The organism is Paenibacillus lutrae, assembly GCF_009757775.1.
Taxonomy (GTDB): Bacteria; Bacillota; Bacilli; order Paenibacillales; family NBRC-103111; genus Paenibacillus_F; species Paenibacillus_F lutrae.
In genome coordinates this window covers 75,598-98,686 of record NZ_RHLK01000011.1, presented here as the reverse complement: position 1 = coordinate 98,686, position 23,089 = coordinate 75,598, and the positions used below count along the sequence as shown (strand labels likewise).

Genomic DNA, 23,089 nt, shown 5'->3' with positions numbered 1-23,089 from the left:
CCCGGACTTCCACGGTTTATTTGTCGCTGAATTCCCGAACATCCTTCAAGGTCTTCTTGCTATTCTTGTCCACTCCGATCGAATATTTCACATAACCGAATTCATCTTTGGCCCCCGCGTCTTCATCTCCCATGACATTACCGTTAATTGTAAAAGAACGATAATCGTAGCCTTCCGCATTCAGGAGAGACTGGATGTCCTGCGCGGCAGCAAGCACTTCTTCCTTAGAAGCCTTGGTTGAGTCAAGTACGATGTGAATATACAAAGGTTCATCGAATTTCAAGCTCTTGCTCCAAGCAGTGCCGCTTGCCATCTGTCCTTGAACTACTTGCAGCTGGACCGTGACGTTCTTAACTGCGGCAACCTTAGCCGCGATCTTCTGCTTGATCTCGGCCCCCGCCTGTTCGCTTAATTTTTCCATAAGAGCAAGGTCCAGATTGTCCATACGGATACCGTCCGTAACAACTTCAGGCTTAAGCCCCCGCACTTCGAATTCATGTTCAATCGCAGCTCCCTTGTCCCCGGTGGTTCCAATTTCTACGACTGCAAAGTGGTACGTTTTAAATTTGAAGTTATACATACCCTCTTTAATCCGCAGCTCTTTGTCCGGATATGTCTTGGTTATAAACTGCTGAAGCTCGCGTTTGGCCAGCCATTTACTAACGGGATTTCCGTTGAGCGAGTTATACAGAGAGCCTACACAAACCACAAGCACGATCAACAGAGCGAGATAAAGAACCTTGCGCTTCTTCTTCATCCTGTTTCCCCCTCTTTCCGTATTTTCAACACCAGCAGGCCGATCAGTGCGCCGATTACAGCAAACAAACCGTGAATCAGAGCTATCAATCCCGCTCCAAGCAGCGACTGCATCAAGAATGAGCTTAGGGAAGCCTCTCCTGAAGACCCACTCATCATCTGAGAAATACTGTCTCCGAGCGACCAGATAAAAATCGGCACGAGGGATATAAACAGCACGAGTTTCATCTCTTGATAGAAGAGATACGTGACCACCCCCAGCACGGTATACCAGAGAACAAACCCAAAGCTTTCATTAAGAAGCGAGGTGCGGATGGCCAGGAAAAATGAAATCGCGATAAACAGCATCTGATAGAGTGATAACTTGCGGTTAATGTTCTTCATCATGCTCTCATAGTCGGCCGCGGCGGGAATTTCCGCTATAGGAAGCGGCTCCCGGGACATCCGGAGCAGATCCTCGTACTCCTTATTTCCCTGGATCTGGGCTTCGAGCCACTTCGTCGTCTCCTCGCTAAGCAGCCCTTCCGTATACAAAGGAAGCAGATCCTCGATGATATGCCGCACATTATGGTCCATAATATCCCTCCAGCTCTTTGTGCAGTTGCAGCTTGGCCCGGTGAAACCTGACCCTCACACTGTTCTCGGCAGCTCCTGTCAGCTGACCGATTTCTTTGAAGGACAGCTCCGCATACATGCGTAAGGTAACGATCTCTTTGGACAGGTCGTCCAAGCGGTCGATCTGAGCCAGCAGACGCTGCTGCTGCTCACTCTGGATAACCTGCTTCTCCGGCGTAAGCGATTCCGCAGCAGGCTCACCCGCGAGCTTAAGCGCCAGGTTCTCCTTGCTCTTCTTGGAGCGGTAATAATTGCTCAATTTGTTCTTCGCTATCCCGAACAGCCAAGTCTGAATCGTCGACTGCCCGGTGAACGACCGGTATCCTTTGACCGCCTCGTAGAAAACTTCCTGAGTCAAATCCTCCGCCGCCTCCCTGCTGCCCGTCCGTATGTAGAAGAAGGCATGCATCCGCGGTTGTGTATCTCTATAGAGTTCCTCCAGCGCCATGCGCCCCTCCTCACCCGAACATGACCGGATGGCAAGCTTCGCTTGAAACCTTCTCCGTTGTTCTTCTCGATTTAGTGAATCACTCTATTTGTAACAGATGACTGAATTTCGTTACAAGGTTTAGGTGTTTTTTCATAAAAGAATATTCAGGAAGGGTCCGCCAACACAAAAAAACAGCCGCCCCTTCCGGGACAGCTGTTCTGGGTTCAAAGAACCCGGATATCTGATACGGCCGTTTTGATTTCACACGATGGCGGCCTGTTCTGCCTCTTCCGTGCACCGGAGCAGTTCTACGATTTCCCCGGCCGGAAGCGGCCTGCTGAAGAAGTAGCCCTGCATCTCGGTGCAGGCCCGTCTTCTCAAGAAATCGAACTGTTCGGCCGTCTCCACGCCTTCGGCGATCACTTCGAGCTTAAGGCTCTGCGCCATCGCAATAATCGAGGAGGCAATCACCGCATCATCTTCCGACTGCGTCACTTTGTTCACGAAAGAGCGGTCAATCTTCAGACGATTAATCGGGAACTGCTGCAAATAACTGAGCGATGAATAGCCGGTCCCGAAATCGTCGATGGAAATCTGCAAACCGAGATTTTTGAGCTTTTCCAATTTGACGGAGACCTTATCCGCGTTGCGCATGGCGACACTCTCTGTAATCTCAAGTTCCAGATATCTCGGCTCCAGTCCGGTTTCCTCCAGAATACCGGACACAATCTCAACGATATTGTCCTGCATGAATTGGGAGACGGACAAATTGACCGCCATCCGTACCGGTTGATAGCCCGCGAGCTGCCATTCTTTATTCTGCCTGCAAGCCGTGCGGAGCACCCATTCGCCGATACCCACAATCAGTCCCGTTTCCTCAGCGAGCGGAATAAACTCGGCGGGAGAGACCATTCCCCGCGTCGGATGATCCCAGCGGAGCAGCGCCTCAATCCCGACGACTTCTCCCGAGCCCAGGTTAACTTGAGGCTGATAGTGCAGCACGAATTCATTGCGCGCACCGGCCTTTCGCAATTCCTGCTCAATGGCATGACGCTCCAGTGCATCCGCACTCATGGATGGAGTCGACCACTCGTAGGCATTCGGATTCTTTTCCTTGGCGCGGTACATGGCCGCATCGGCATTCTTCATGAGCATGCTCACATCCGCCCCGTCATCCGGGTACATGCTGATGCCGATGCTGGTCGTTACCGAGCATTCCTGCCCGGCAATCATAAAGGGGCGGTTAATCGACTGGATAATCGAACGGACGAGTGTCTCCACTTCCTCTTCCCCCTGGACGACTGGAAGAAGAATGGTAAATTCATCTCCCCCCATCCGGGCGATCATCCCCTGTCCTTGAAGACATCCGGTCAACCGCTTGGCTACAATTTGAAGCAGCTGGTCTCCGAAATTGTGCCCCATAGAATCATTTATGTATTTAAACCGGTCCAGATCCAGGAACATAAGCGCCAGCTTCTGCCTGCTGCAGATGGCATGCTTCAAGGCTAGGGACAGCTTTTCCTGAAAAAGTCTCCGGTTCGGCAAATCGGTTAGTGCGTCATGGTAAGCCAGATGGTTGATGGTTTGCTCGGATATCTTCTGCTCCGTAATATCTTTGCCGATTCCGAACACCCCGACAACTTCACCTCCCACAATAATGGGCACCAGTCTTACCTGAAGTTCGACCGGATGTCCTTTTTTGTGCAGGATAGCCATTTCAAAACTGGAGGATTCTCCGTTCCGGGCACGTCTGAAATACAGGACCGTACGGGCAACGCTCTCTTGTTTCATAAAAGGTTCGCACTCGGAGCCGAGCAGTTTACTGGTGTCGTAGCCCGTAATGGTTTCCGTAGCCGGATTGGCCGAAAGCAGTCTGCCGTCCAGACTGAAGGAACAAACCAGATCCGGGTTGTGTTCATACAGAGATTTGTACCGGTTCCGGCTCTCCTCGAGTTCGATTTCGGAATCCCGCCTCTCCGTGATATCCCGGATAATTCCGCGAAACCCGGAAGGCGCCCCGCCGTCTATTCCGTTAATGAGAACGATTGAGCTTTCGACGAACTTAGCGGGCCGCCCGTCCCCGAGCACTTCCCACTCCACGCAGTTTACCGGAACATCCGTCTGCTGAACCCATTCGAACGTCTGCCGGAGCTTCTCGGCATGTGTCTCATTCATGAACGCACTGTAATGGGAGCCCCCGAGCTCTTCCGCAGAAACCCCCAGCAAATCACTTAAAGATTGGCTGAAAAATGTAAAATGGCCGTCTATATCCGTTTCATAGTATCCGTCTTTGATACTATCGAGCGTAGCACGGATTTTATCGTCCGCCTCCTGCTCCCCCTGGGCGGCCTGCGCCAGCGCAGCAGCTTCAACTCTCCGGAACAGCAGGAGACTGCCCAGTCCGCAAGCCAGTGCCAGAGCAGCCAGCTTGATCCAGCCATTCATAAGTTCCGCTTGCGGGACGTCTCCGAATACTTCCTTGCCCACTAACTCGATTCCCCACTGAAGAGACATTACGGCTATTAAATAAGAAAATAAAATACGTTTCGTCATAAGTCTGGTCATAGAAGTCACCTCTACAGCACTAGGAAAGTATGAGCAGAGGAAGATACGAGTCCTCCTTGTCAAGCTGCGGGAGGACACTCCACTACTGCACGGCATAGAAGTTAAGGCAGCAGCCCCGGACGCTAAGCGCATGCCGCTTAAGTCTACTTCTTTTCTCCTCACTTTGCAGTATTAAATATCACACTATTAGGATAGGAATAGAATACAGGATAAAAGGCTTGCAATATCGGGTCATTAACATTATCATTATTAATAATGATAATAATATGGAAAGGGAGATTGCGACTTATGAAAGAATCGAAAGCGGATCTCATCGTCCATCCCATTCGCATGAAGATCATACAGACTCTCATCGGAGACCGCAGGCTGAGCGTCCAGCAGATCGGGGAAAGATTGCCCGAGGTTCCTCAGGCATCTTTGTACCGTCATATCCGCAAGCTCGCCGAAGCGGGAGTGCTTCAGGTTGTTGAAGAGCGGGCCGTCCGGGGGACGCTGGAGAAAGTGTACGCGCTGGCTGCCGCCTCTGTAGGCGTCTCGGCCGATGAAGCGGCCACAGAGACACATGAGGCGCATATCCGGCACTTTATGACGTTTTTGGGGAGCATGCTGACGGACTTTGATTCCGCTCTGGCGAGTGAGGAGCTGCCCTTCGAGCAGCGGGCCGGCTACAGCCAGCTTACTTTTTACCTGACGGAGGAAGAACAGCTTGAGCTGTTTAAGGAAATTTCGGATGCCTTTCAGCGGCGAATGGGGCATGAACCCGGACCGGATCGTCGTAAACTGACGGTTAACACCATCCTTACCATACAAAAAAAGCCGGCAGCCGGCACCGCTGCTTCATCCGCAGCCGAAGAATCTGAACCGGACGTCAACCGCTCCGTTCATCCAGCACCAACCGAAACAAAGGGGGACATACAATGATCGAGATTAAAGGAGTAACCAAAAGCTATAACGGAAGTACCAAAGCGGTAGAACACCTGGACCTGACCGTACCCAAAGGAGAGATCTTCGGCTTCCTCGGCCCTAACGGCGCCGGCAAGACGACGACCATCAAGATGCTGACCGGCATCATCCGGGCGGACAAAGGGACGATTCGAATCAACCAGGTCGATATCGCCGAGAATCCGCTCGAAGCGAAGAAACAATTCGGCTATGTGCCCGACAGCCCGGATATGTTCTTACGCTTAAAAGGATTGGAATATTTAATCTTCATGGCGGATATCTATGAGGTGCCCAAAGAAGTGCGCCGGGAGCGCATCGAGAAGCTCGCCGCCCGTTTCGATATGAGCGCTGCGCTTAACGACCCGATCCAGAGCTATTCCCACGGCATGAGACAGAAGATCGTGGTCATCGGCGTCATGCTGCACGATCCTTCGGTCTGGATTCTGGATGAGCCCCTGACCGGACTCGATCCCAAGTCCTCCTACACGCTCAAAGAAATGATGCGTGAGCACGTCAACGCCGGGAACACCGTGTTCTTCTCCACACACGTACTGGAAGTCGCCGAGAAGCTCTGTGACCGTGTCGCGATCATTAACAAAGGCGTCATCCTGTTCTGCGGCACGTTCCGGGAAATGCAGGAGCATTTCAAGAAGAACGGCTCGCTTGAAAGTCTGTTCCTGGAGCTGACGAACAATGAATAGAACGTGGCTGCTTACCCGGATGCTGCTCAAGAACGGCGGCGGTCTGCTCATGATGGGCGGAGCCGGTGAGGCTTCGGCGCGCGGAGGAGGCGCCGCCGGCAAGAAGAAAGCCCGGCAAACCGTCCTGAAAGTGCTGCTTGCCCTTGTACTCGCCTCCCTGATCTTTCCGATCTCCGCTTTTGTCTCGTCCCTGTATGAAGGGCTGGCCCAGACGGGACAGGAGGGGGCTCTGCTTGGTCTGGGTATGTGCGTCGTCAGTATGGCCGTACTGCTGTTCGGCATTTTCTATGTCATCAACGTCTTCTACTTCGCTCAGGACATCGATCAGCTGCTGCCTCTTCCGCTGAGACCGTATCAGATTCTGTCCGCCAAGTTTATCGTGACGCTGCTCTACGAATATGTCCTTATCGCCATTTTCTTCGGCCCGCTTCTGGTCGTCTACGGAGTCAAAAGCGGCGCCGGTATTCTGTTCTACGTATACGGTCTTGCCGTCTTCCTTGCACTGCCGGTCATTCCGCTCGTGATCGCCTCCCTGCTCGCCATGGTGCTCATGCGGTTCACGAACGTAGCCAAGAACAAAGACCGCTTCCGGATGTTCGCAGGCATTCTGGCCGTAGGTCTGTCGCTGGGCATCAATCTCGTGTTCCAGCGTATGACCAACCGGCCCGGCGCTGATCCGGAGCAGATGCAGCAGATCCTGACTCAAAGTAACGGAGGCCTGCTGGATCTTATGACCCGCATGTTCCCGAATGCCAAATTCGGGTCTCAAGCTCTGATCATGGCGGACAGCTGGACCGGTCTCGGTTACCTTGGCCTCTTCCTGGGGCTGACCGCAGTATTCTACGGTGTTTTCTCCTTCGTTGGAGAAAAGCTTTATTTCGGCGGCGTCATGGGAGCTTCCGAATCGTTCTCCCGCCGTCAGGCTGTCACCTCCAAGCAGTATGACCGTGCAGCGGCGCCAAGCTCTACTGTGCGGGCCTATACCCTCAAGGAAATCCGGGTTCTGCTGCGCACACCGGCCTATTTCCTCAACACCGTACTGATGAGCCTGCTGTGGCCGGTCATTATGGCCATTCCGCTCGCCAGCAACACCGAGAATTTAGAGGGGCTGGGAGAGATCGGCTCCCTTCTTCTCGACCCGGAAACGGGCGGAATTTTCCTGGCCATCGGGCTGGGCGTCCTGCTGTTTACATCCGGAGCCAACTCGACTTCAGCAACGGCCATTTCGCGTGAGGGGCAGACGTTCTTCATTAATAAGTACATGCCGATTCCGTTCAAGACCATTCTCCTGGGCAAAATCATTCCGGCCTTCCTGCTCAGCCTGATCACCATGATTCTGCTTCTGGTCTCGATTGCCGTGTTCCTGAAGACGCCTCTGCTCTTCCTTCTCATGCTCTTTGCAGCCGGCCTGCCGCTTCTTCTCTTTATGTCCCTGATCGGCATCTGGATCGATCTGATGCATCCCAAGCTGCACTGGGACAATGAGCAGAAAGCCGTTAAGCAGAATCTGAACTCACTCTTCCCGATGCTGCTTGGACTTCTGCTCGGGGGTACGCCGATCGTGCTCACATTTTTACTGAAAATCAGTTTATACACAGTGTTCATCTCCATGCTTGTCTTGTTTATCCTTCTGAACGTGGCTCTCTACCGTTTTCTCATGGCAAAAGGACCCGCTTGGCTGGACCGCATCGAGAATTAAGCTCAAGACAGACCAAAACCCGGTTTGCCCGCATCAAGCGGCATTCCGGGTTTTCGCGTTGTCGTTCTAGAGCCGGAGAAACTCCCGCCGAGGCATTTGCCTCCTTCTGGAGCGGTTAACGGCTTACGCCGGGGCAAATCCGAATTCCTCTAAATACCGCGGAATATCGGACGGAGTCACCGCCAGCTTATCGGGTCTCCCGGCTTCGAGCAGCTCCGGCTTGTCAATCCCCCATGTCACGGCGATCATCCGCACCCTGGCCTTCCGGCAAGCCTCAATATCACGCTGCTCGTCCCCCACATAAATCAGGTCGGCAGCCGTCAGGCTGAGATCCTTCTGAAACTGCCGCAGCTTCTTATGTTTGCCGAACAAACTCTTCGTGCAGTACACATGATCGATGTCCGTCTCCATTCCATGGGCGGCCAGGAATGTTCGTATCGCCGGTTCGGAGTTCGAAGACAGGACAGCCAGCCGGTAACCGGCTGCTTTGAGCTCGCCGAAGAGCTCCTTCATACCGGCATACGGCTGCATCCCGCTCATATCCTGCCGGTACAGGCTGTTAAATTCGAGCACCAGCGACGGGAGTTTGTACAGGGGAAGGCCCATCCGCTTGCATCTTTCAGCGATAGTCAGAGAGCGCAGTTCATCAAGCGAGTCCTGTTCCAGCCTTTTAAAACCGTGCTTGTCCGCTAACTGGTTAATAACGTGCTCGATGCGGTCCAAAGAATTTGCGATAGTTCCATCAAAATCAAACAAGACAAACTTCATCGGGACAGCTCCTTCGCATAAGGTCTGATTGTTGTTCCCATTGTATCAAATATGGCCGTGAATCTCTCTTGTTTGTGGCCCCGTAGTCAAGAGGACTATAATGAAAGAATGTAGAGAACAAATTTCTAAGCAGAGTCAGGAGGAACTTGGCATGACAACAGCGCAAAAGCTGGGCTACAGCGAAACGGACCGGTTGTTAATTATTAACGCAGATGACTTCGGAGCTTCACACACCGGCAACGAAAGCATCGCGCAGCTCCTGGAGGAAGGGGCGCTTTCCTCCGCTACGATTATGATGCCGTGCGGCTGGGCACGGGAAGCGGCACGCTGGAGTGCTGCCCATCCTGAGCACAATGTAGGGGTCCACCTGACTTTTACAAGCGAATGGGAAAATCATAAATGGGGACCGGTCACCCGCAATGCCGGTACCGGTTCTTTAACGACAGCGGAAGGTTATTTCCCGGCCGATTGCCTGACCTTCGAGAAGAACGCCGACCCTCAGCAGGTACGGATCGAAATCGTCCAGCAGATTGAACTGGCTGTTGCAATGGGCATAGATCCTACTCACCTGGATAATCACATGGGCAGTCTGTACGGGCTCAGAACAGGCCGCGACTTCCTGGACATTGTGTTCGATGTCTGCGCGGCTTACAAACTGCCTTTCCGCATGCCGCGTTATTTGACCGGCCAATACATTCAGCCCGCCATTATCGAGATTGCAGCGGCAAGAGCCGGGCTGGCGGACACTATGGGAGTCCTCATCCCTGATTACCTGATGGACTGGCCTTACGCACCGGGAAGCGGAGAAAGCTATGAAGAAGTAAAGCAGCGTATGATCGCAACGCTCCGGGCGCTGAAGGCCGGCGTATCCGAGCTGATTATTCATCCTTCGCTCGTCACGGAAGAGCTTAAAGCGATGACCCCGCACTATGCATGGCGTGGCATTGAATTCGCACTCTGCAGGGATGCCGAGATCCGGCAGGTGATCGAAGATGAGAACATCAAACTTATCCGCTGGTCGGATCTAAGGGAAGCACAGCGCGGACAATAAGGGAAGCGCCGATGCCGTAACATACAGAATGCCCAGGCTGATTTCCAGCTCTGGGCATTTTGCTTTTGTTAACCGCAAGATCAAGCAGCTAAGAAACTAATCTCAGCGGTAAGCGGCACTGATATAGTAGAATTCATATGCAGACGAAAAGCCTGCAAAGGAAGATTTCAAACGATCGTTCGTATGTGCGCTGAATTGCATAGTGACGGTATCATTGGCTACGATAAACACTACGTGGGAATAAGTAGGATAGGAGATGAAGCCGCCTGCCGGAGCATTTGCTTTCGTCGTTTTATAGAAATAACCCTTATCTACCATATAGTCTTTCAGACCGAATATACTAGAGCTGTAGCCGGTGTTAATCCAGGCCGTGCTCTCGGGCTTCCACTTCGTATCGGTCGGGATTCCGCCGGCAAAGATAGCCTGAGAAACGTAATTCGCGCAATCCACTCCGCCGTTTTCTGTATGTTTGGCATATTTAGGGTTCCATTTGCTTGTATCGTAGCCGCCGCCTGCAACCTCCGAAGTCCATTTATTGGCGTAATCCCGGGCTGCAATTCGGTTGTATTTGATCGCCGCCGGAGCGACTGCCGAAGTCTTCGCTGCGGATGCTTTGCTTTCCGCTACAGCTTCCAGCAGCCCCTCTTGGCCATTCTGAACCATGGCTGCTTCCGATTCCGGGATAAAATTAGAGGCCGGCACATAGTCGATATAATTGAGAAACTCAAGATTTGCACTGGCCAGATCAACTGAACCGTTGACAAGCTTAGCCGTCACGCGGAAGGTATCGTTCTGCTCCGTGGCTGTCCCGATATATTCCTGTAATTCGCTTTTCTTCTCGCGAAGCACCTGATTGGATGCTTGAAGGTCCGTGGCGCTTACCGACTTTGAGGCCTGCAACGTGTTAAGCTGGCTTTGCAGCCCTTTAACATAAGGCAATTCATCTACACTTTGTGCCTTGAGAGTTTTACTTAAGGACAGATTCACATTTGCCGTAAGGACATTATCCTTCACCACGTAGTCGCTCACTGTACTTTGGATGGAATTAAACTTGTAGTACGGCTCATAGGCTTTAGTCACGAAGTTTTCTACGTAATCCCGGATATCCTTGGCTGCCGTTTGCTCGACAACAGCTGTTGTTTCTTTGGCCTGCACCGATGCCGATGACACCGTCATAAGCGCCAGTAAGCAGACCATCACTCTTTTTCTAATCACTAAAATCCCTCCTATTGGTTCTGTTTATGGGCCTTCAAGCCAATTACAACATGACTGCGCTTCACAATTCTGTTCTATCCCTCCTTTTTTTCCAAAATTGACCACGTGCCAAATATAACATACATTGTTTGTCGAATGACTTTCATTTGCTCAATGTATTCGACAAATTCCACGCCGCCTTTATTTCGCACATCTCTGAATCTCCGGATCTTGAACGACCAATATATAACCGATCCCCCTCACGGAAAGCAAATTGATAGGTTTTCTCGGAACCTCCTCGATTTTCTTGCGAAGGCGGCTCATATGTACATGCAGATTTCTCGATTCGATTTCATCATAAAAAATCGCCAGTAAAGCGGTGTACGTTACGATTTGGCCTGAGTTTGCCGTTAATAGTTCGAGTAACCGAATTTCATTCTGCGTCAAGGCACACGGCAGATCTTTCTTCATAAAAATCGATTTTTTAAAATCGATAAAACAGTTTTCTCTCAGATAAATTTTGTGTTCGTTCATGCACTCCACCTTCCTTTATCGGGATTCATGGAATCACGCCACGCTAAATTACTTTATTTTAAATTTATTCTATAATTTTACTGTAAATAAAATCAAGAAGTTTTTCTTCGTTATGCGTTATTTTCGGTGACAAAATATTTCAAAACACAGCCGGGCACAACAAAAAGTCCGCCTCCCCTTTGGATTCCGGGCAGAACGGACCTTGTATTTCTTCCTTCTTCATTCTACAAATTACGGTTCATATTGATGAAATATAAGCCTGTTGTTTCACTGGAATCGGGCAGGATCCGGCAGGCCTTATTAGAAATCTGGAAGGCCCTATTTAAAAGCCGGCAGCCAGCTGCCGTGCGCTTCGATAAGGTCATCGCACAATGAAACGATGTCGTCTATGGACAGTTCCGCGGACGTATGCGGGTCCAGCAAAGCGGCGTGGTAAATGTGCTCCTTGCGGCCGGTTACGGCGGCCTCGATGGTGAGCAGCTGGGTATTAATGCTGGTCCGGTTCAGCGCAGCCAGCTGCGGAGGGAGGGCGCCCACATAAGTCGGCGTCACACCGGAAGCGTCAACGAGACAGGGCACCTCGACACAGGCTTCACCGGGCAGATTGGTAATAAGGCCCGTATTCATCACGTTGCCGCCGATCTTGTACGGCTTATCGGTCTCCATCGCATCCAGAATGCGGGAAGCATACTCATGACTGCGCGTGTGCCCGATGTTCCCGCTCGCGAGCAGCTTCTCGCGCATCGATGCCCAGCCGTTAATCTGATTCACGCAGCGGCGCGGATATTCATCCAGCGGGATACGGAAACGCTCAATGAGCTCGGGATAGCTGCGCTTAATAAAATAAGGATGGTACTCCGCATTATGCTCCGACGATTCCGTGACATAGTAGCCAAAACGCAGCATCAGCTCGAAGCGCACGCTATCATCGTGCCCCTCCTTCTGCTTCTGGGCGGCACGGCGCTTAATCTCCGGATACAGGTCGACGCCGCCCTTCTTCACTTCAAGCAGCCAGGCCATATGGTTAATGCCTGCGATCTTCGACTGGACACCCGTCTGGTCCATATCCAGCGCTTCGAACAGCTCCGACACGCATTTCTGCACACTGTGACAGAGGCCGACCGTCCGGACACCGCCGACTGTATTCATGACACTGGTCAGCACGGCCATCGGATTCGTATAATTCAGGAACCACGCGTCCGGACATACCTCCTGAATATCCTGGGCGAAATCAAGCATAACGGGGATCGTTCGCAGATTCCGGAAAATGCCCCCGACTCCAAGCGTATCCGCAATTGTCTGACGCAGGCCGTACTTCTTCGGGATTTCAAAATCCGTAATCGTACACGGGTCATAGCCCCCTACCTGGATCGCATTAATGACATACTTCGCGTCCCGCAGGGCTGCCTTCCGGTCTGTGTAGGCTTTGACTGTGCAGCTGCTTCCGAGGGTCTGCTTCATACTCTGCAGCAATTGCTCCGAATCTTTCAGACGCCCGGCGTCAATATCGTATAAAGCCAACTCAAATCCTTGAAGAGCTTCCGTCAGCATGACATCACCCAGAACATTTTTGGCAAAAACAGTGCTCCCCGCACCCAGGAATGTGATTTTGGACATCGTAAGTTCGCCTCCGTTTAAGTTGGAACTTGGTAGGATAGGAATTAACCTAACTATAAACGGGGCAGCGCGGGAAGAACATGGAGTAACCCCTTGACTGCATGTCATAATCCAATTTCCGAATCCGTTTATTCTCCCTATTCCATCCTTTTATTTGTTATGATCTATGTTAGATGGATTACAGGCAGTCCAGCATTCGTCTATCGCATTCGCCACATGAGGGGCTGCATCTTAGCAGAACTCCTCATCCGGCACATTTACTTGCCCGTCAACGGAAGGAATTGAGGTACTCCATGGCTCAAATTAATGTCGTCAGCTCCAGGCATTCCCTGCAGGGCCAGATGGACCTCAGCCTGCTATTCTTCGGCAGGCAGGACTGTCCTCCCGGACACTTCTGGGGTCCGGGTCTGCGCGATTCCTACATCCTGCACTACGTCCACAGCGGATCGGGCTCCTACCGGACCGGTGACAAGACGTATACGCTGACCGCCGGGCAGGGGTTTCTGATTCTGCCCGGTACGCTTGTCTATTACCGGGCAGACCAAACCGACCCATGGACTTATTCCTGGGTCGGTTTCAAAGGGCTGCATGCCAAAGCATTCATGCAGCGGGCTCATTTGTCCTCCGAAGATCCCGTCTTCGATGCGGGCAAGGACAGCTGGCTGGAGCTGTTCTACAGCGAGCTGGAGAGCGCCCTCGCCGAGCCCCACGGCGATCTGCTCAGCCAGAGCACGCTGTACCGGCTGATCGCCGAGCTGATCCGCTGCTCTCCTTCGGCGGCCGCCGGTCCGGAGCCCTCCAATACGAAGGAGGCCTACGTTAGCAAGGCGATCGAGTACATGGAGAGCAGCTACAGCCAACGCATCTCCATCGCGGACATTGCCCGCTTCGTCGGGCTGGACCGGACGTACTTGTCCAGCCTGTTCAAGGTCCGGTTCGGCGTATCCCTGCAGATTTATCTGCTGGAATACCGCATGAACCGGGCCGTTCAACTGCTCCGCAGCAGCAAGGAGCTGACCGTCAGCGATGTGGCCCGGTCCGTCGGCTACACCGACCCGTTTCTTTTCTCCAAGATGTTCAAGAAAGTCACCGGTTCTTCGCCGTCCAGCTGCCGGGAACCGGCGGATTATCTGGAGGAGTAACTGCAACGGCTTCAATATCGGGAAGATCCCCTAAAGGATTGCCGACTGTTTCTGCGTTCTTGCACTTCGGGCAAGGTTCCGGGCTGCACTTCTGCCGCGGCAGCCTAAGTCTGCTGATAATGCACCGCCGCTATCCGGCAGGGCTGACACAGGAAGCCGTAGTAAATCCCCTCGCCGTACTCTTCCACGTCCTCGCCGTTCATCTGCGCAATGAACTTCATTGCCCGGGAACATTCCGGGCAGTCCGGGTATTCCGCGTCCTGAATCCAGGCCGGGTGTCCGCCTACTTGAGAGGATGCCGCAGGCTCCAATGTCCATACAGCGGCATAATAAGGTCCGCGCGGCTCAGCGGATAGCCTCAGCGAGCGGGGAGCACTGCTGCCGCAGATATCCCCGCCCTCTCCGGTCTCTCCCACGCCCGCCGGTTTCCCGTTATGCGCGCTCCAGGTAAAAGTCCCGTCTGTCTCCACATCCGTATACATATATCCGTAGCAGTTGCAGCTCAGACAGGCGGCGATCTTCAGCCTCTCACCCCGGATTCGCAGAAACTCCAGCGAGGGATGAGCCAGATTGAGGTCGAACAAGACCGCTAGCGGCCGTTCGCACCACGGACAGCCCTGCCCACTCTCTGTCAGGAGAACAGCGGCGTCATCCGGGGCAGAGGCACCTTGTTCAAACGGATAGCTGGTCTTGTAGAATAAATCCCTCCGCTGCCCGTCTTCCGTCAGTTCCCAGCCGGCTTCATGCGCGTATAGCTCGGGCGCCACATACAGCTCCCCGCGCCATACCGGAGGCTCTGTACGCCACCTGTGAAACAGCTCCACGACCGTCTCGTCCCCGATCCAGGCCAGGGCAAGCAGCAGGTGGTTGCGGCTTCCTGCATCCGTGTCAATCTCGCGGATCAAGTGATCTCTGATCCCGGCGGGTGCCTGCCGGTACAGAATTCCCGGGTAATACCGCTGCTCACGAATGAGGTCTCCCAGAAATTCGGCAATCGGCACCTCAGCAAAACAGGCAAGAGAGAGAAGTATCTCCTCTGCCTGGTCCATCCTGCCCTGCCCGATTAATTCCGCGGTATAAGCTTTCAGCTTAGCCACATCGTGCTTCGAGAGCATGCGGTAAAGCTGTTCGGCGCTCTTGTCATATGGAATATAGTTCTCCAGCACATTTCGCTGCCTCGGGGTATACATGATCTTCAGAATTTCAACGGGATCCGTAACATTCTCGTAGAGGTTGATGTCCTTGCGGTTAAGCCGGATATACTCCTCCTGCTCCCGCCGTTTCATCGCTTGCTGGCAGGGCATGCAATAGCCGCCCGTTTTATCTGCCGTGGCCGGCAGAATGGCAGCCGCACAGTTTTCACTTTTGCAGGGAATGCGGGTGGTCGTCAAAGGAAAGCCCCTTTCCAAACGGACTCATTTTTTCAGTCTGGCCTTGAGTACCTTGGATCTATTCTACAAATAAACATACAAAAAAGCACCGATCCTGTTAGGCTCAGTGCAGCTTCCCTGCTTCATTACTTGGTGTTTACGATCTTATCTATTTCACTTTTCAGCAGGAGATACCTGTGGACGCTTCTCATGATCCGTACCTTGGTCAGGTTGTTTTTATCGACATACACCTTCATTTGATCCTTGGAAAGGCCCAGTAGTTCTCCTGCCTCGGTAAGCGTTAAAACCGCTACATTGCTCGTTGCATTAAACGTTTGCTTTACTTTTTGGTTCCAATCTTTACCTGCATTCATTATACAGACAGCCCTTCTATTAGATCTTAAATGGTAGAACCTTTATTATACCACGAGTTTACATAAATCCTCAGTAAAACATTATCTTTTTTCCGCGGAACCGCACAATTGCCGTTCTTAACATGAGAAACGCCCATGCGCAAGCCAATTCACAGCGAGCAGGCCGGCTTCAGCATTGTCTGGCTCTGCCTGTAGATACCCTGGCCGCCGCGCAGCATGCGTGCAAAAAAGGCCTGCGCACACGGCGCAAGCCAAGCCTTAGATGAGCTGTGCAGCTTCTTCATTCTTAGGGTCCCGATTGAGAAACGCTGTCCGAACTATACGGATCGGCATATTTCGTCGATGTCTTGTTATCCCATACATCCGCGTATTCCGGATTCTGCTCAAACTGCTCCAATGCAAAGGAACAGGACGGAATAATTTTACGGCCTTTTTCTCTCGCTTCGTCCACCACCATGTTAAGCAGCTGCCTTGCGAGATTATGACCGCGGTAACGGGGATCAATATACGTGTGATCAATCACCCAGGTACCTACATCAACCATTTGATAGGTGATTTCCCCTACCTTGCCTTCTCTGCCCGTAAGCACGTAACTGTTGCCCTGTTTCTGCACACTGACTTCCTCGGTTGTTCCCTCAGTCGCTTTTCTTTGCTCTTCCATGTTGTATAGCACCTCCGTTAGAGAGAGTTGATCGTGATTGCTGCTTATGTGTACTCTCTTACCCTCCGCTTAGAATTATGAAGCGAAACGGTTTTCTCCGCGCAGATTTACGATAAAATCCGGAGCTCTTCAGACACTTAGAAAAATGGATTTTTTAGTAAAAAGAATAATCAACTGGTAACTATTATAAATTAATTTTCATTACTATTTAATAATTTCTATAAATAAGAGAACGTCATTTACTGGAGAATTATTCCGCTTTATTTATATATTTATGTCGGAAACATCTACTCATTGTCGAATTTAGTTGAATAGTGTCTTTTTTTCTATCAAAATTTGTGCTTTTTTTATAAAATTTTTACAAAAGTTTTGGATTTGTTTTCAAGACTCATAAATTGTCGATTGCAATTCTATTTGGATATGATACTATAAATTGGAATAAAGGACACAAACAAAAACTATCAATAAGATAGAGTTTACGAAAAAAGATGCTTTAACGCTTTCCCATAGGAATGAAGTACGGGACCTGCGGCTTTATCGACATCTTTCGCATGCAAAGGAGATGAGTGTTTATGAATGGATGGGTTCCGAATTGGAACGGATTGTACATGCACGTCAAATGGTTTACGGAGGATATGGATTGGCATCCGATGCCCATGGCTAAAGTTATCACCCCAATCTTTCTATTCTGGCTGGGCTTCACCTTGGTCGTTCTGCTTCTGTCCGCTTTTTTCAACGAACGGTTGGAGCGGATCAGTCTAATTCGCAAAGTTCATCTTTTTTTGGATCGACTAAAGCGCTTTCAGGTTCCTATTCTGCGCATCGGTCTCGGTTTGGGACTGCTTTTGCAGCTTAGTACCGGCAGTTTCCTTGCGCCGACCTTTGTATCCGAACAGTGGTGGGTCTATGCCGTACTCAGCATAGCCATTCTAAGCCTCCTTCACAGGAAATTGTTATTTGTAAGCGGTATTGCTTTAACGGTCCTCTATATGTATACGCTAACAAAATACGGGCTGTTCGAATCACTGGATTATATGTTCTATGTCGGCATTATTTATTACCTGCTTATTATCAACACCAAGTGGAAAAAATCCGCACTCCCCGTGCTCTATACCTTTACCGGATTATCACTCGCCTGGCTATCAATGGAGAAAATGACGCTGGCCAAGCTCGCCTGCTCGCTTATGCACGAATACGGCATTCCGACACTTGGTTTCACCGTAGAAGATTTCGTCTTGATCAGCGCTTTTATTGAATTAGGACTTGCCTGGGCATTCATTGTAGGCCTCATGAACCGCTTCACGGCCCTTGCCCTGACCGGCGTGTTCCTGTCCACAACGACCTTTTTCGGTTTCACCGAAATCGTCGGACATACCGTCGTCCATACCCTGTTGATCATCTTTCTGATTGAAGGCCGGGGCGAATCCAAGACGCTGTTCAATTTCCATCGCAGGCCCGTGCTGCGTTATACCTTCGTAGTAGTCAACTTCTGCGTGCTGCTGTTCGGACTCATGGGGGTATACATCTGGATGGGACAGCCTGGCAACCAATTTTTCGTGATCAACTAGATTTCATCAATGAAAGAGGGGAATTCACAGACTAGCCGCTGGAGAGCGGACGCGTACGAGCCAGGAACAGACCCAGGCGTACGGGCTCTCCGGGCAACCCTAATCTGCTCTAAATAAGGCTTCTAAAAAACCTGTCGTTCCTGCTCCAACAGATGTGTGTGTCTGCAAGCTGCTGAGATGATCACGCCCTGCTTTCCCGAATGCCAAGGGCATCCAGTTCCTCCAGCGCAGCCTCTGCATCCCGCTTGGGATTCAGCGCGGCAATCAGTTCCTCTGTAATCGCAGAACCGCTGAATATCTGAAGTACCGCATCCAGTTGGACAGGCTCGTCATAATAAGTCGCTGCCCAATCCGCATACTGCTGCGGCGTGTCCTCCAATCTGCCCAGCAGGAATCCGGAGCCATCATCCAGTCTCTCGGGATTCTCAACCTCTCCTGTCCGCCACTGCGAATCTCCTGATTCCCGCCAGATGCAGAAGGTCACATCCTCATATTCGAACAGTTCGTTATCCTCCAGGTAGACAAGCAGTTCTTTGGGCGTTTCTTCGTATATACCGGGCCAGACTCCGTATTCTTCTCCCGCATGCGGACTCATTGGTGACAGATGGTCGAATCCTTTAATGATGACCCCTTCCGGTGCATACACGATATACAAGTCGTCTCCCGCTCCGTTATCTATGATACCCAGCTCAGCTCCACCCCTCCACTGCGGCTCATAACGATGCACGCGCAGCCATTTATCCGAAGACAGGATCACATCCAAAGCCGCCAGGGTCATTAAACGGTTCTTCAGCACGTCCGGATCAGCGAGCGGACTGCCCCATATTCTCATACCAGTTCCTCCTCAGAATGAAGCCATCTATGCCGGACCATTCCATTCTAAACCTGTCTGGAATTTTCCTTCTCACACATGATCTTCTTGTACTATAATGGAAATATCAGCCATAGGAAGTTCCATTTTATACGACATTTTATATGATAAGAAGCGGAGATGAAAGTTCATGTTTAAAAAAGCAGCTGCCGACATGCTCGGTCTGAGCGATATCGGTGCAGTCATCCGGCCGGAGAACTACGATAAGGTAGATGCCGACGATTATGTGATGCATGAGGATAACGAAAAAATTTATTTTCTGATTAAATCCAAATCCGATGAATACTGTTTCACCAATCTTGCCCTCATCCACCTGGATGGAACCAGCGCGATCAGTAAGAAGCGTACGCTTAACCGTTACCCGTACTACTTGTCTCCAATCAGTGCCGTCTCGATCGAAACGGCGGGAACGGTCGACCTTGATGTGGAAATCAAATTCACCATCGGTGATCGTATCATCAGCATCGACGTGCATAAGAAGCATCTGGAAGAGATTAAAGACCTCTACAAATCATTAAACAAAATCTCGGAGATCTCGTACGACAATGAGATTAAGCTCGGCCATGCCAAAGAAAGCCTGGCCATCGCCGCCAATACACTGGGCAGCATCAACAAGCTTGAGGGCAATCTCGTTGAACAGTTCAACGGTATTAATCAATCCGCCTACGAATGGATGGAGAAATCCTACAAGCAGTACAAAGTCAAAGATTTTGCACCGATTTTCGAGCGCTATATTCATTTCTAATCCTAAACATTCGTTTCATTAAACAAGAGAGACCTGATCCGGATCAGGTCTCTCTATCTATCTGTACACTCTGTCACACAATTCCTTCGAGCTTGCTCCTGCAACAACGTCGTCGAATCAGCTTACCTGCCTGTCATGCGGATGACTTACCTGGACTGTCATGCGGGGCTTACCGGCCTGTCATGCGGGGCTTACCTGCCTGTTATTCGCCAAGCATACGGCCTCTTGCGCCTGACTGCGTATCAAACTGCCGCTCTTGTCCGCTTTACGGGCTATTCTGCATTCTGCCCCCGGGGACTTACGGCTACCACCGGATTTGCCGGATAAGTCCGATCACCGTCTCCTTGTGCGCGTGGCTGAACGGTCCGCTCTGAATTTCTTGTATAATACGCTCCAGGTTCGTATATCCCTTGGCCAGTCCGTTCAAGCGGGCTGCCAGCGCCGAGTTCATCCATTCATTACCCGAGGGGTACAGGACATGCAGCTTATCCACGGCGTCCGGGTATCTTTGGAGATAATACTTCTGATGTCTCTCCTCGGCAAGGTACCAGCGGGAATACGGGGCGATCTCCGTCTCCGGCTTTCCTTTACCCAGTGCAGCCCGCTTTTGAATAACGTGCCGGATCTCTCGGTGCTGCCCCTCATCATGATAAAGGAGCAGGGACATGTACTGCCGTCCCTTGTAATCGTTTATGTTAACCGGGTTGTGACTGCTCCAGAAAATCTCTAAGATTTCCCCGAAAGTGATTTCATCCGGATCAAAGTCAATTTGAACCGTCTCCGAATGATCCCCCATCTTACGGTAAGAAGGATCCGATAGGGTGCCGCCCGCATAGCCTGTACGGGTTCTAACCACACCCGGCAAATGCCCGAACAAGGCTTCCGGGCTCCAAAAGCAGCCCATACCAAACGTTGCGGTCTGGAGGTTGCCCCCTTTGGCAGAAGGCACTGGTGAATCAGGCATCCTGGTCTCATTACCCATCGTTTCACAGCCTCCTTCCTCAATATCTTAACATAAACAAACAGACACCTTGTCATGCAAGATGCCTGTTATAGCCGCTTTATAAAGAAGAACTATTTAAAGCTCCGGTTAAGAAAAGCCTTCGTCCGATCGAACTGGGGATTCGTAAAGAGCTGCTCCGGATGGCCCGATTCGATTATCTCCCCGTGATCCATGAACATCACCCGGTTAGCCACCTCTCGGGCAAATCCCATTTCGTGAGTCACGACGATCATCGTCATATGCTCCTCTGCGAGCTTCTTCATGACCTGCAGCACCTCGCCCGTCAGTTCGGGGTCAAGTGCGGATGTCGGTTCATCGAAGAGCAGGATATCCGGGTTCATCATCAGCGCCCGGGCAATCGCAACCCGCTGCTTCTGGCCGCCCGACAGCCTGGACGGATACTCGGACGCCCGTCCTCCGAGGCCTACCTTCTCCAGCAGCTCGGCGCTTCTGCGGCTGATTTCCGCACCTGTCTCGCCTTTTACGACTTTGGGGGCGAGCTCCAGGTTTTCTTTTACCGTCAGGTGGGGAAAGAGATTGAAATGCTGGAACACCATCCCCATCTTGGAGGTGATTCTCTTGATTTCTCCCGGCTTGGAGTAGAGTCCGTTCTGGACCAGATACTCACCGGACACCCGGATGCTGCCGCCATTAATTTCTTCGAGGTGAACCAAGCTGCGGAGCATCGTGCTTTTGCCTGACCCGGATGGCCCGATCACCGCAACGACATCATTCTTATGGACGTCGAACGTCATTTTCTTCAAGACTTCCAGGGTTCCATATGATTTGGTAAGTCCATCGACTTCAATAATAGCCACAAGCGCCATTCCTTTATTCGTATTTAAATCTTCTTTCCATCCATTTGAACAGCAGGGTCAATAGAAGGGTCATAATCAGATAAATAATACCCGCTATAAAGAACGGGACAATGGTAAAGTCACGGTTTACTGCGGTTTGCGCAAAGTGCAGCAGTTCCGGCACCGCAACCGCGTAGAGCAGCGCGGTATCCTTGATCAGCGTGATGGATTCATTGGATACTGCCGGCAGTACGACCCGGAACATCTGCGGCAGGATAATACGCGTAGTAGTCTGCCATTTGCTTAAACCGAGCACCTGAGAAGCCTCATACTGCCCTTTGTCGATAGCAAGCAATCCTCCGCGGAAGATTTCCGCGAAATAAGCGGCGTAGTTCAGGATGAATCCCAGACAGGCCGCTGCAAATCGGTCCAGTACCAGATATTCGCCGACAACGGGCAGCATGGGCAGCCCGAAGCAGATAATGAGCAATTGCAGCAGCAGCGGCGTACCGCGCATGACATAAATATAGGTGTGGGCCAGCCAGGAGACCGGTTTGCTGCTGCTTTTGACCGCCAGTGTAAGCCCGAATCCGAGCGGTATCGAGACCACAATAGCAATCAAGAACAGCAGGACAGTCATCTGGGCCCCTTCCAGCATAGGCAGGACCATAGTGTTCCAATAATCTGCAGACATACAAAGTTCCTCCAAAAACAAAATGGGATTTCAATTAAGAAATCCGATTTGTTTTATCTTCATTCAGTTCTGATTACTTCAATACTTTATTCTCGCCGAACCATTTCTCGGAAATCTTCGCAGCCGTTCCGTCCTGGTTCATATCATCGAGTGCTTTCTGCAGCTTCTGAAGCAGAGCCTCGTTGCCCTTCTTCACGCCGATTCCATATTCCTCAGGAGCCAGCGAATCAGTCAGCAGTTTAAAAGCCCCCTGATCCTTGGACATGTAATACTTGATCACGACTTCATCAATGACAACCGCTTCCACCCGGCCGATTTTCAAATCGCTCAAGGCGAGGACATTATCCGCATATTCCGTAACGGACTTGATCTTCGATTTAACCGGATTCGCGTTCAGCGCGTCAGCAGCCGAAGAAAGGGACTGGAGCCCTACAACTTTACCCGCCAGATCATCCAGCTTCGTCACAGGTGAATTACTCTTCGTAACAACAACCTGTGCATTTTTAAGATAAGGTTTGGTAAAAAGAACTTTCCCTTTACGCTCGTCCGTAATCGTATAACCGTTCCAAATCAGATCGATTCGTCCGCTGCTCAGCTCAGACTCTTTGGTCTTCCAGTCGATTGGTTGGAATTTAACCGCCTGGCCCATCTTCTCACCCGCCGCCTTGGCGTAATCGATATCAAAACCGACGATTTCGTTCTTCTCATCCCGGAAACCCATCGGCGCAAATTTGTCGTCAATTCCAATGACCAGCTCTTTGCTGCCATTCTCTGCTCCTTTGGACGAGCACCCCGTGAAAATGGAGAGGGCTGCTGCCACAACTAGAACCATTGATGCTAAACGTTTCATCTGTAAGAGGCCACCTTTGAATAAGTTTGGTTACTTTATTGCGTTACCACGTTATCAAGAATAGCACATTCTCTTAAATGGGTCGATAGCTACTGAGATATTTAGAGGACGGGCAGACGGCAAATGACATGCGAAGCCGGCT

General features: G+C 51.2%; 23 protein-coding genes. 7 read left to right on the top strand and 16 right to left on the bottom strand.

The window, feature by feature from the left end; all coding sequences use genetic code 11:
* Positions 1-16 precede the first annotated feature (16 nt).
* From EDM21_RS17530 to EDM21_RS17515, 4 genes are all read right to left on the bottom strand, one after another.
* Complete coding sequence (locus EDM21_RS17530; RefSeq protein ID WP_157337580.1) at positions 17-757, bottom strand: YfjL-like protein; 741 nt, start codon at positions 755-757, stop codon at positions 17-19.
* Positions 754-1,332, bottom strand: coding sequence for a hypothetical protein (locus EDM21_RS17525; RefSeq protein WP_157337578.1), 579 nt, complete (start codon positions 1,330-1,332; stop codon positions 754-756). The genes EDM21_RS17530 and EDM21_RS17525 overlap by 4 nt, the downstream gene beginning before the upstream one ends.
* The gene (locus EDM21_RS17520; protein ID WP_157337576.1) at positions 1,322-1,819 is read right to left on the bottom strand and encodes an RNA polymerase sigma factor; all 498 of its coding nucleotides are present in this window, start codon (positions 1,817-1,819) and stop codon (positions 1,322-1,324) included. Before EDM21_RS17520 ends, EDM21_RS17525 begins: the two co-directional genes overlap by 11 nt.
* Before the next feature lie 243 nt (positions 1,820-2,062).
* The gene (locus EDM21_RS17515) at positions 2,063-4,366 is read right to left on the bottom strand and encodes a sensor domain-containing protein (RefSeq protein WP_166542074.1); all 2,304 of its coding nucleotides are present in this window, start codon (positions 4,364-4,366) and stop codon (positions 2,063-2,065) included.
* Between the two features lie 288 nt (positions 4,367-4,654).
* Here EDM21_RS17515 and EDM21_RS17510 point away from each other — a divergent pair, with 288 nt between their 5' ends.
* Genes EDM21_RS17510 through EDM21_RS17500 form a run of 3 tightly spaced genes read left to right on the top strand, consistent with a single transcriptional unit; the run spans position 4,655 to position 7,708 of the window.
* Positions 4,655-5,287 (top strand): helix-turn-helix domain-containing protein, encoded by a 633-nt coding sequence (locus EDM21_RS17510; RefSeq protein WP_157337572.1) that lies wholly within the window; start codon positions 4,655-4,657, stop codon positions 5,285-5,287.
* Positions 5,284-6,009 (top strand): ABC transporter ATP-binding protein, encoded by a 726-nt coding sequence (locus tag EDM21_RS17505; RefSeq protein ID WP_157337570.1) that lies wholly within the window; start codon positions 5,284-5,286, stop codon positions 6,007-6,009. Before EDM21_RS17510 ends, EDM21_RS17505 begins: the two co-directional genes overlap by 4 nt.
* Positions 6,002-7,708: a putative ABC transporter permease subunit gene (locus EDM21_RS17500; protein ID WP_157337568.1), complete on the top strand. Its 1,707-nt coding sequence runs from the start codon at positions 6,002-6,004 to the stop codon at positions 7,706-7,708. The genes EDM21_RS17505 and EDM21_RS17500 overlap by 8 nt, the downstream gene beginning before the upstream one ends.
* A 123-nt stretch (positions 7,709-7,831) precedes the next feature.
* Here EDM21_RS17500 and EDM21_RS17495 read toward each other — a convergent pair whose 3' ends face one another.
* Positions 7,832-8,476, bottom strand: a complete 645-nt coding sequence (locus EDM21_RS17495) for an HAD hydrolase-like protein (RefSeq protein WP_157337566.1) — start codon at positions 8,474-8,476, stop codon at positions 7,832-7,834.
* Positions 8,477-8,627: 151 nt separating this feature from the next.
* On the opposite strand from EDM21_RS17495, the gene EDM21_RS17490 reads away from it, so the two are divergent.
* Entirely contained in the window at positions 8,628-9,527 is a 900-nt protein-coding gene (locus EDM21_RS17490; RefSeq protein WP_157337564.1) for a polysaccharide deacetylase family protein, read from the top strand.
* A 102-nt stretch (positions 9,528-9,629) separates the two neighbouring features.
* Here the strand turns inward: EDM21_RS17490 and EDM21_RS17485 are convergent, their stop codons facing one another.
* The 3 genes from EDM21_RS17485 to melA form a co-directional block, all read right to left on the bottom strand.
* On the bottom strand, positions 9,630-10,742 hold the full coding sequence (locus EDM21_RS17485) for an amidase domain-containing protein (protein WP_338044008.1): 1,113 nt from the start codon (positions 10,740-10,742) through the stop codon (positions 9,630-9,632).
* Between the two features lie 180 nt (positions 10,743-10,922).
* Complete coding sequence (locus EDM21_RS17480) at positions 10,923-11,255, bottom strand: winged helix-turn-helix domain-containing protein (protein ID WP_157337562.1); 333 nt, start codon at positions 11,253-11,255, stop codon at positions 10,923-10,925.
* A 318-nt stretch (positions 11,256-11,573) separates the two neighbouring features.
* Positions 11,574-12,872 (bottom strand): alpha-glucosidase/alpha-galactosidase, encoded by a 1,299-nt coding sequence (gene melA, locus EDM21_RS17475; protein WP_157337560.1) that lies wholly within the window; start codon positions 12,870-12,872, stop codon positions 11,574-11,576.
* A 293-nt stretch (positions 12,873-13,165) separates the two neighbouring features.
* On the opposite strand from melA, the gene EDM21_RS17470 reads away from it, so the two are divergent.
* Positions 13,166-14,014: an AraC family transcriptional regulator gene (locus tag EDM21_RS17470; protein ID WP_157337557.1), complete on the top strand. Its 849-nt coding sequence runs from the start codon at positions 13,166-13,168 to the stop codon at positions 14,012-14,014.
* Between the two features lie 104 nt (positions 14,015-14,118).
* Here the strand turns inward: EDM21_RS17470 and EDM21_RS17465 are convergent, their stop codons facing one another.
* The 3 genes from EDM21_RS17465 to EDM21_RS17455 all read right to left on the bottom strand — a co-directional run bounded on the left by EDM21_RS17465 (position 14,119) and on the right by EDM21_RS17455 (position 16,419).
* The gene (locus EDM21_RS17465) at positions 14,119-15,405 is read right to left on the bottom strand and encodes a DUF1963 domain-containing protein (RefSeq protein WP_157337554.1); all 1,287 of its coding nucleotides are present in this window, start codon (positions 15,403-15,405) and stop codon (positions 14,119-14,121) included.
* 125 nt (positions 15,406-15,530) lie between these two features.
* Positions 15,531-15,758, bottom strand: a complete 228-nt coding sequence (locus EDM21_RS17460) for a MerR family transcriptional regulator (protein WP_157337552.1) — start codon at positions 15,756-15,758, stop codon at positions 15,531-15,533.
* Between the two features lie 286 nt (positions 15,759-16,044).
* Positions 16,045-16,419 carry a GNAT family N-acetyltransferase gene (locus EDM21_RS17455; RefSeq protein WP_157337551.1) on the bottom strand — a complete coding sequence of 125 codons (375 nt, stop codon included), beginning with the start codon at positions 16,417-16,419 and terminating at the stop codon, positions 16,045-16,047.
* A 572-nt stretch (positions 16,420-16,991) separates the two neighbouring features.
* Between EDM21_RS17455 and EDM21_RS17450 the strand changes: the two genes are divergently transcribed.
* Entirely contained in the window at positions 16,992-17,987 is a 996-nt protein-coding gene (locus EDM21_RS17450; protein WP_235918252.1) for a hypothetical protein, read from the top strand.
* Between the two features lie 181 nt (positions 17,988-18,168).
* On the opposite strand, the gene EDM21_RS17445 is transcribed toward EDM21_RS17450, so the two are convergent.
* Positions 18,169-18,819 (bottom strand): hypothetical protein, encoded by a 651-nt coding sequence (locus EDM21_RS17445; protein ID WP_157337549.1) that lies wholly within the window; start codon positions 18,817-18,819, stop codon positions 18,169-18,171.
* A 169-nt stretch (positions 18,820-18,988) separates the two neighbouring features.
* On the opposite strand from EDM21_RS17445, the gene EDM21_RS17440 reads away from it, so the two are divergent.
* Positions 18,989-19,603 (top strand): PH domain-containing protein, encoded by a 615-nt coding sequence (locus tag EDM21_RS17440; RefSeq protein WP_157337547.1) that lies wholly within the window; start codon positions 18,989-18,991, stop codon positions 19,601-19,603.
* 304 nt (positions 19,604-19,907) lie between these two features.
* Here the strand turns inward: EDM21_RS17440 and msrA are convergent, their stop codons facing one another.
* From msrA to EDM21_RS17420, 4 genes are all read right to left on the bottom strand, one after another.
* On the bottom strand, positions 19,908-20,585 hold the full coding sequence (gene msrA / locus EDM21_RS17435; RefSeq protein WP_157337545.1) for a peptide-methionine (S)-S-oxide reductase MsrA: 678 nt from the start codon (positions 20,583-20,585) through the stop codon (positions 19,908-19,910).
* Positions 20,586-20,677: 92 nt separating this feature from the next.
* Positions 20,678-21,424, bottom strand: a complete 747-nt coding sequence (locus tag EDM21_RS17430; RefSeq protein ID WP_338044007.1) for an amino acid ABC transporter ATP-binding protein — start codon at positions 21,422-21,424, stop codon at positions 20,678-20,680.
* 13 nt (positions 21,425-21,437) lie between these two features.
* On the bottom strand, positions 21,438-22,097 hold the full coding sequence (locus EDM21_RS17425; protein ID WP_068777158.1) for an amino acid ABC transporter permease: 660 nt from the start codon (positions 22,095-22,097) through the stop codon (positions 21,438-21,440).
* Positions 22,098-22,170: 73 nt separating this feature from the next.
* On the bottom strand, positions 22,171-22,947 hold the full coding sequence (locus tag EDM21_RS17420) for an amino acid ABC transporter substrate-binding protein (protein ID WP_157337541.1): 777 nt from the start codon (positions 22,945-22,947) through the stop codon (positions 22,171-22,173).
* Positions 22,948-23,089: the final 142 nt, after the last annotated feature.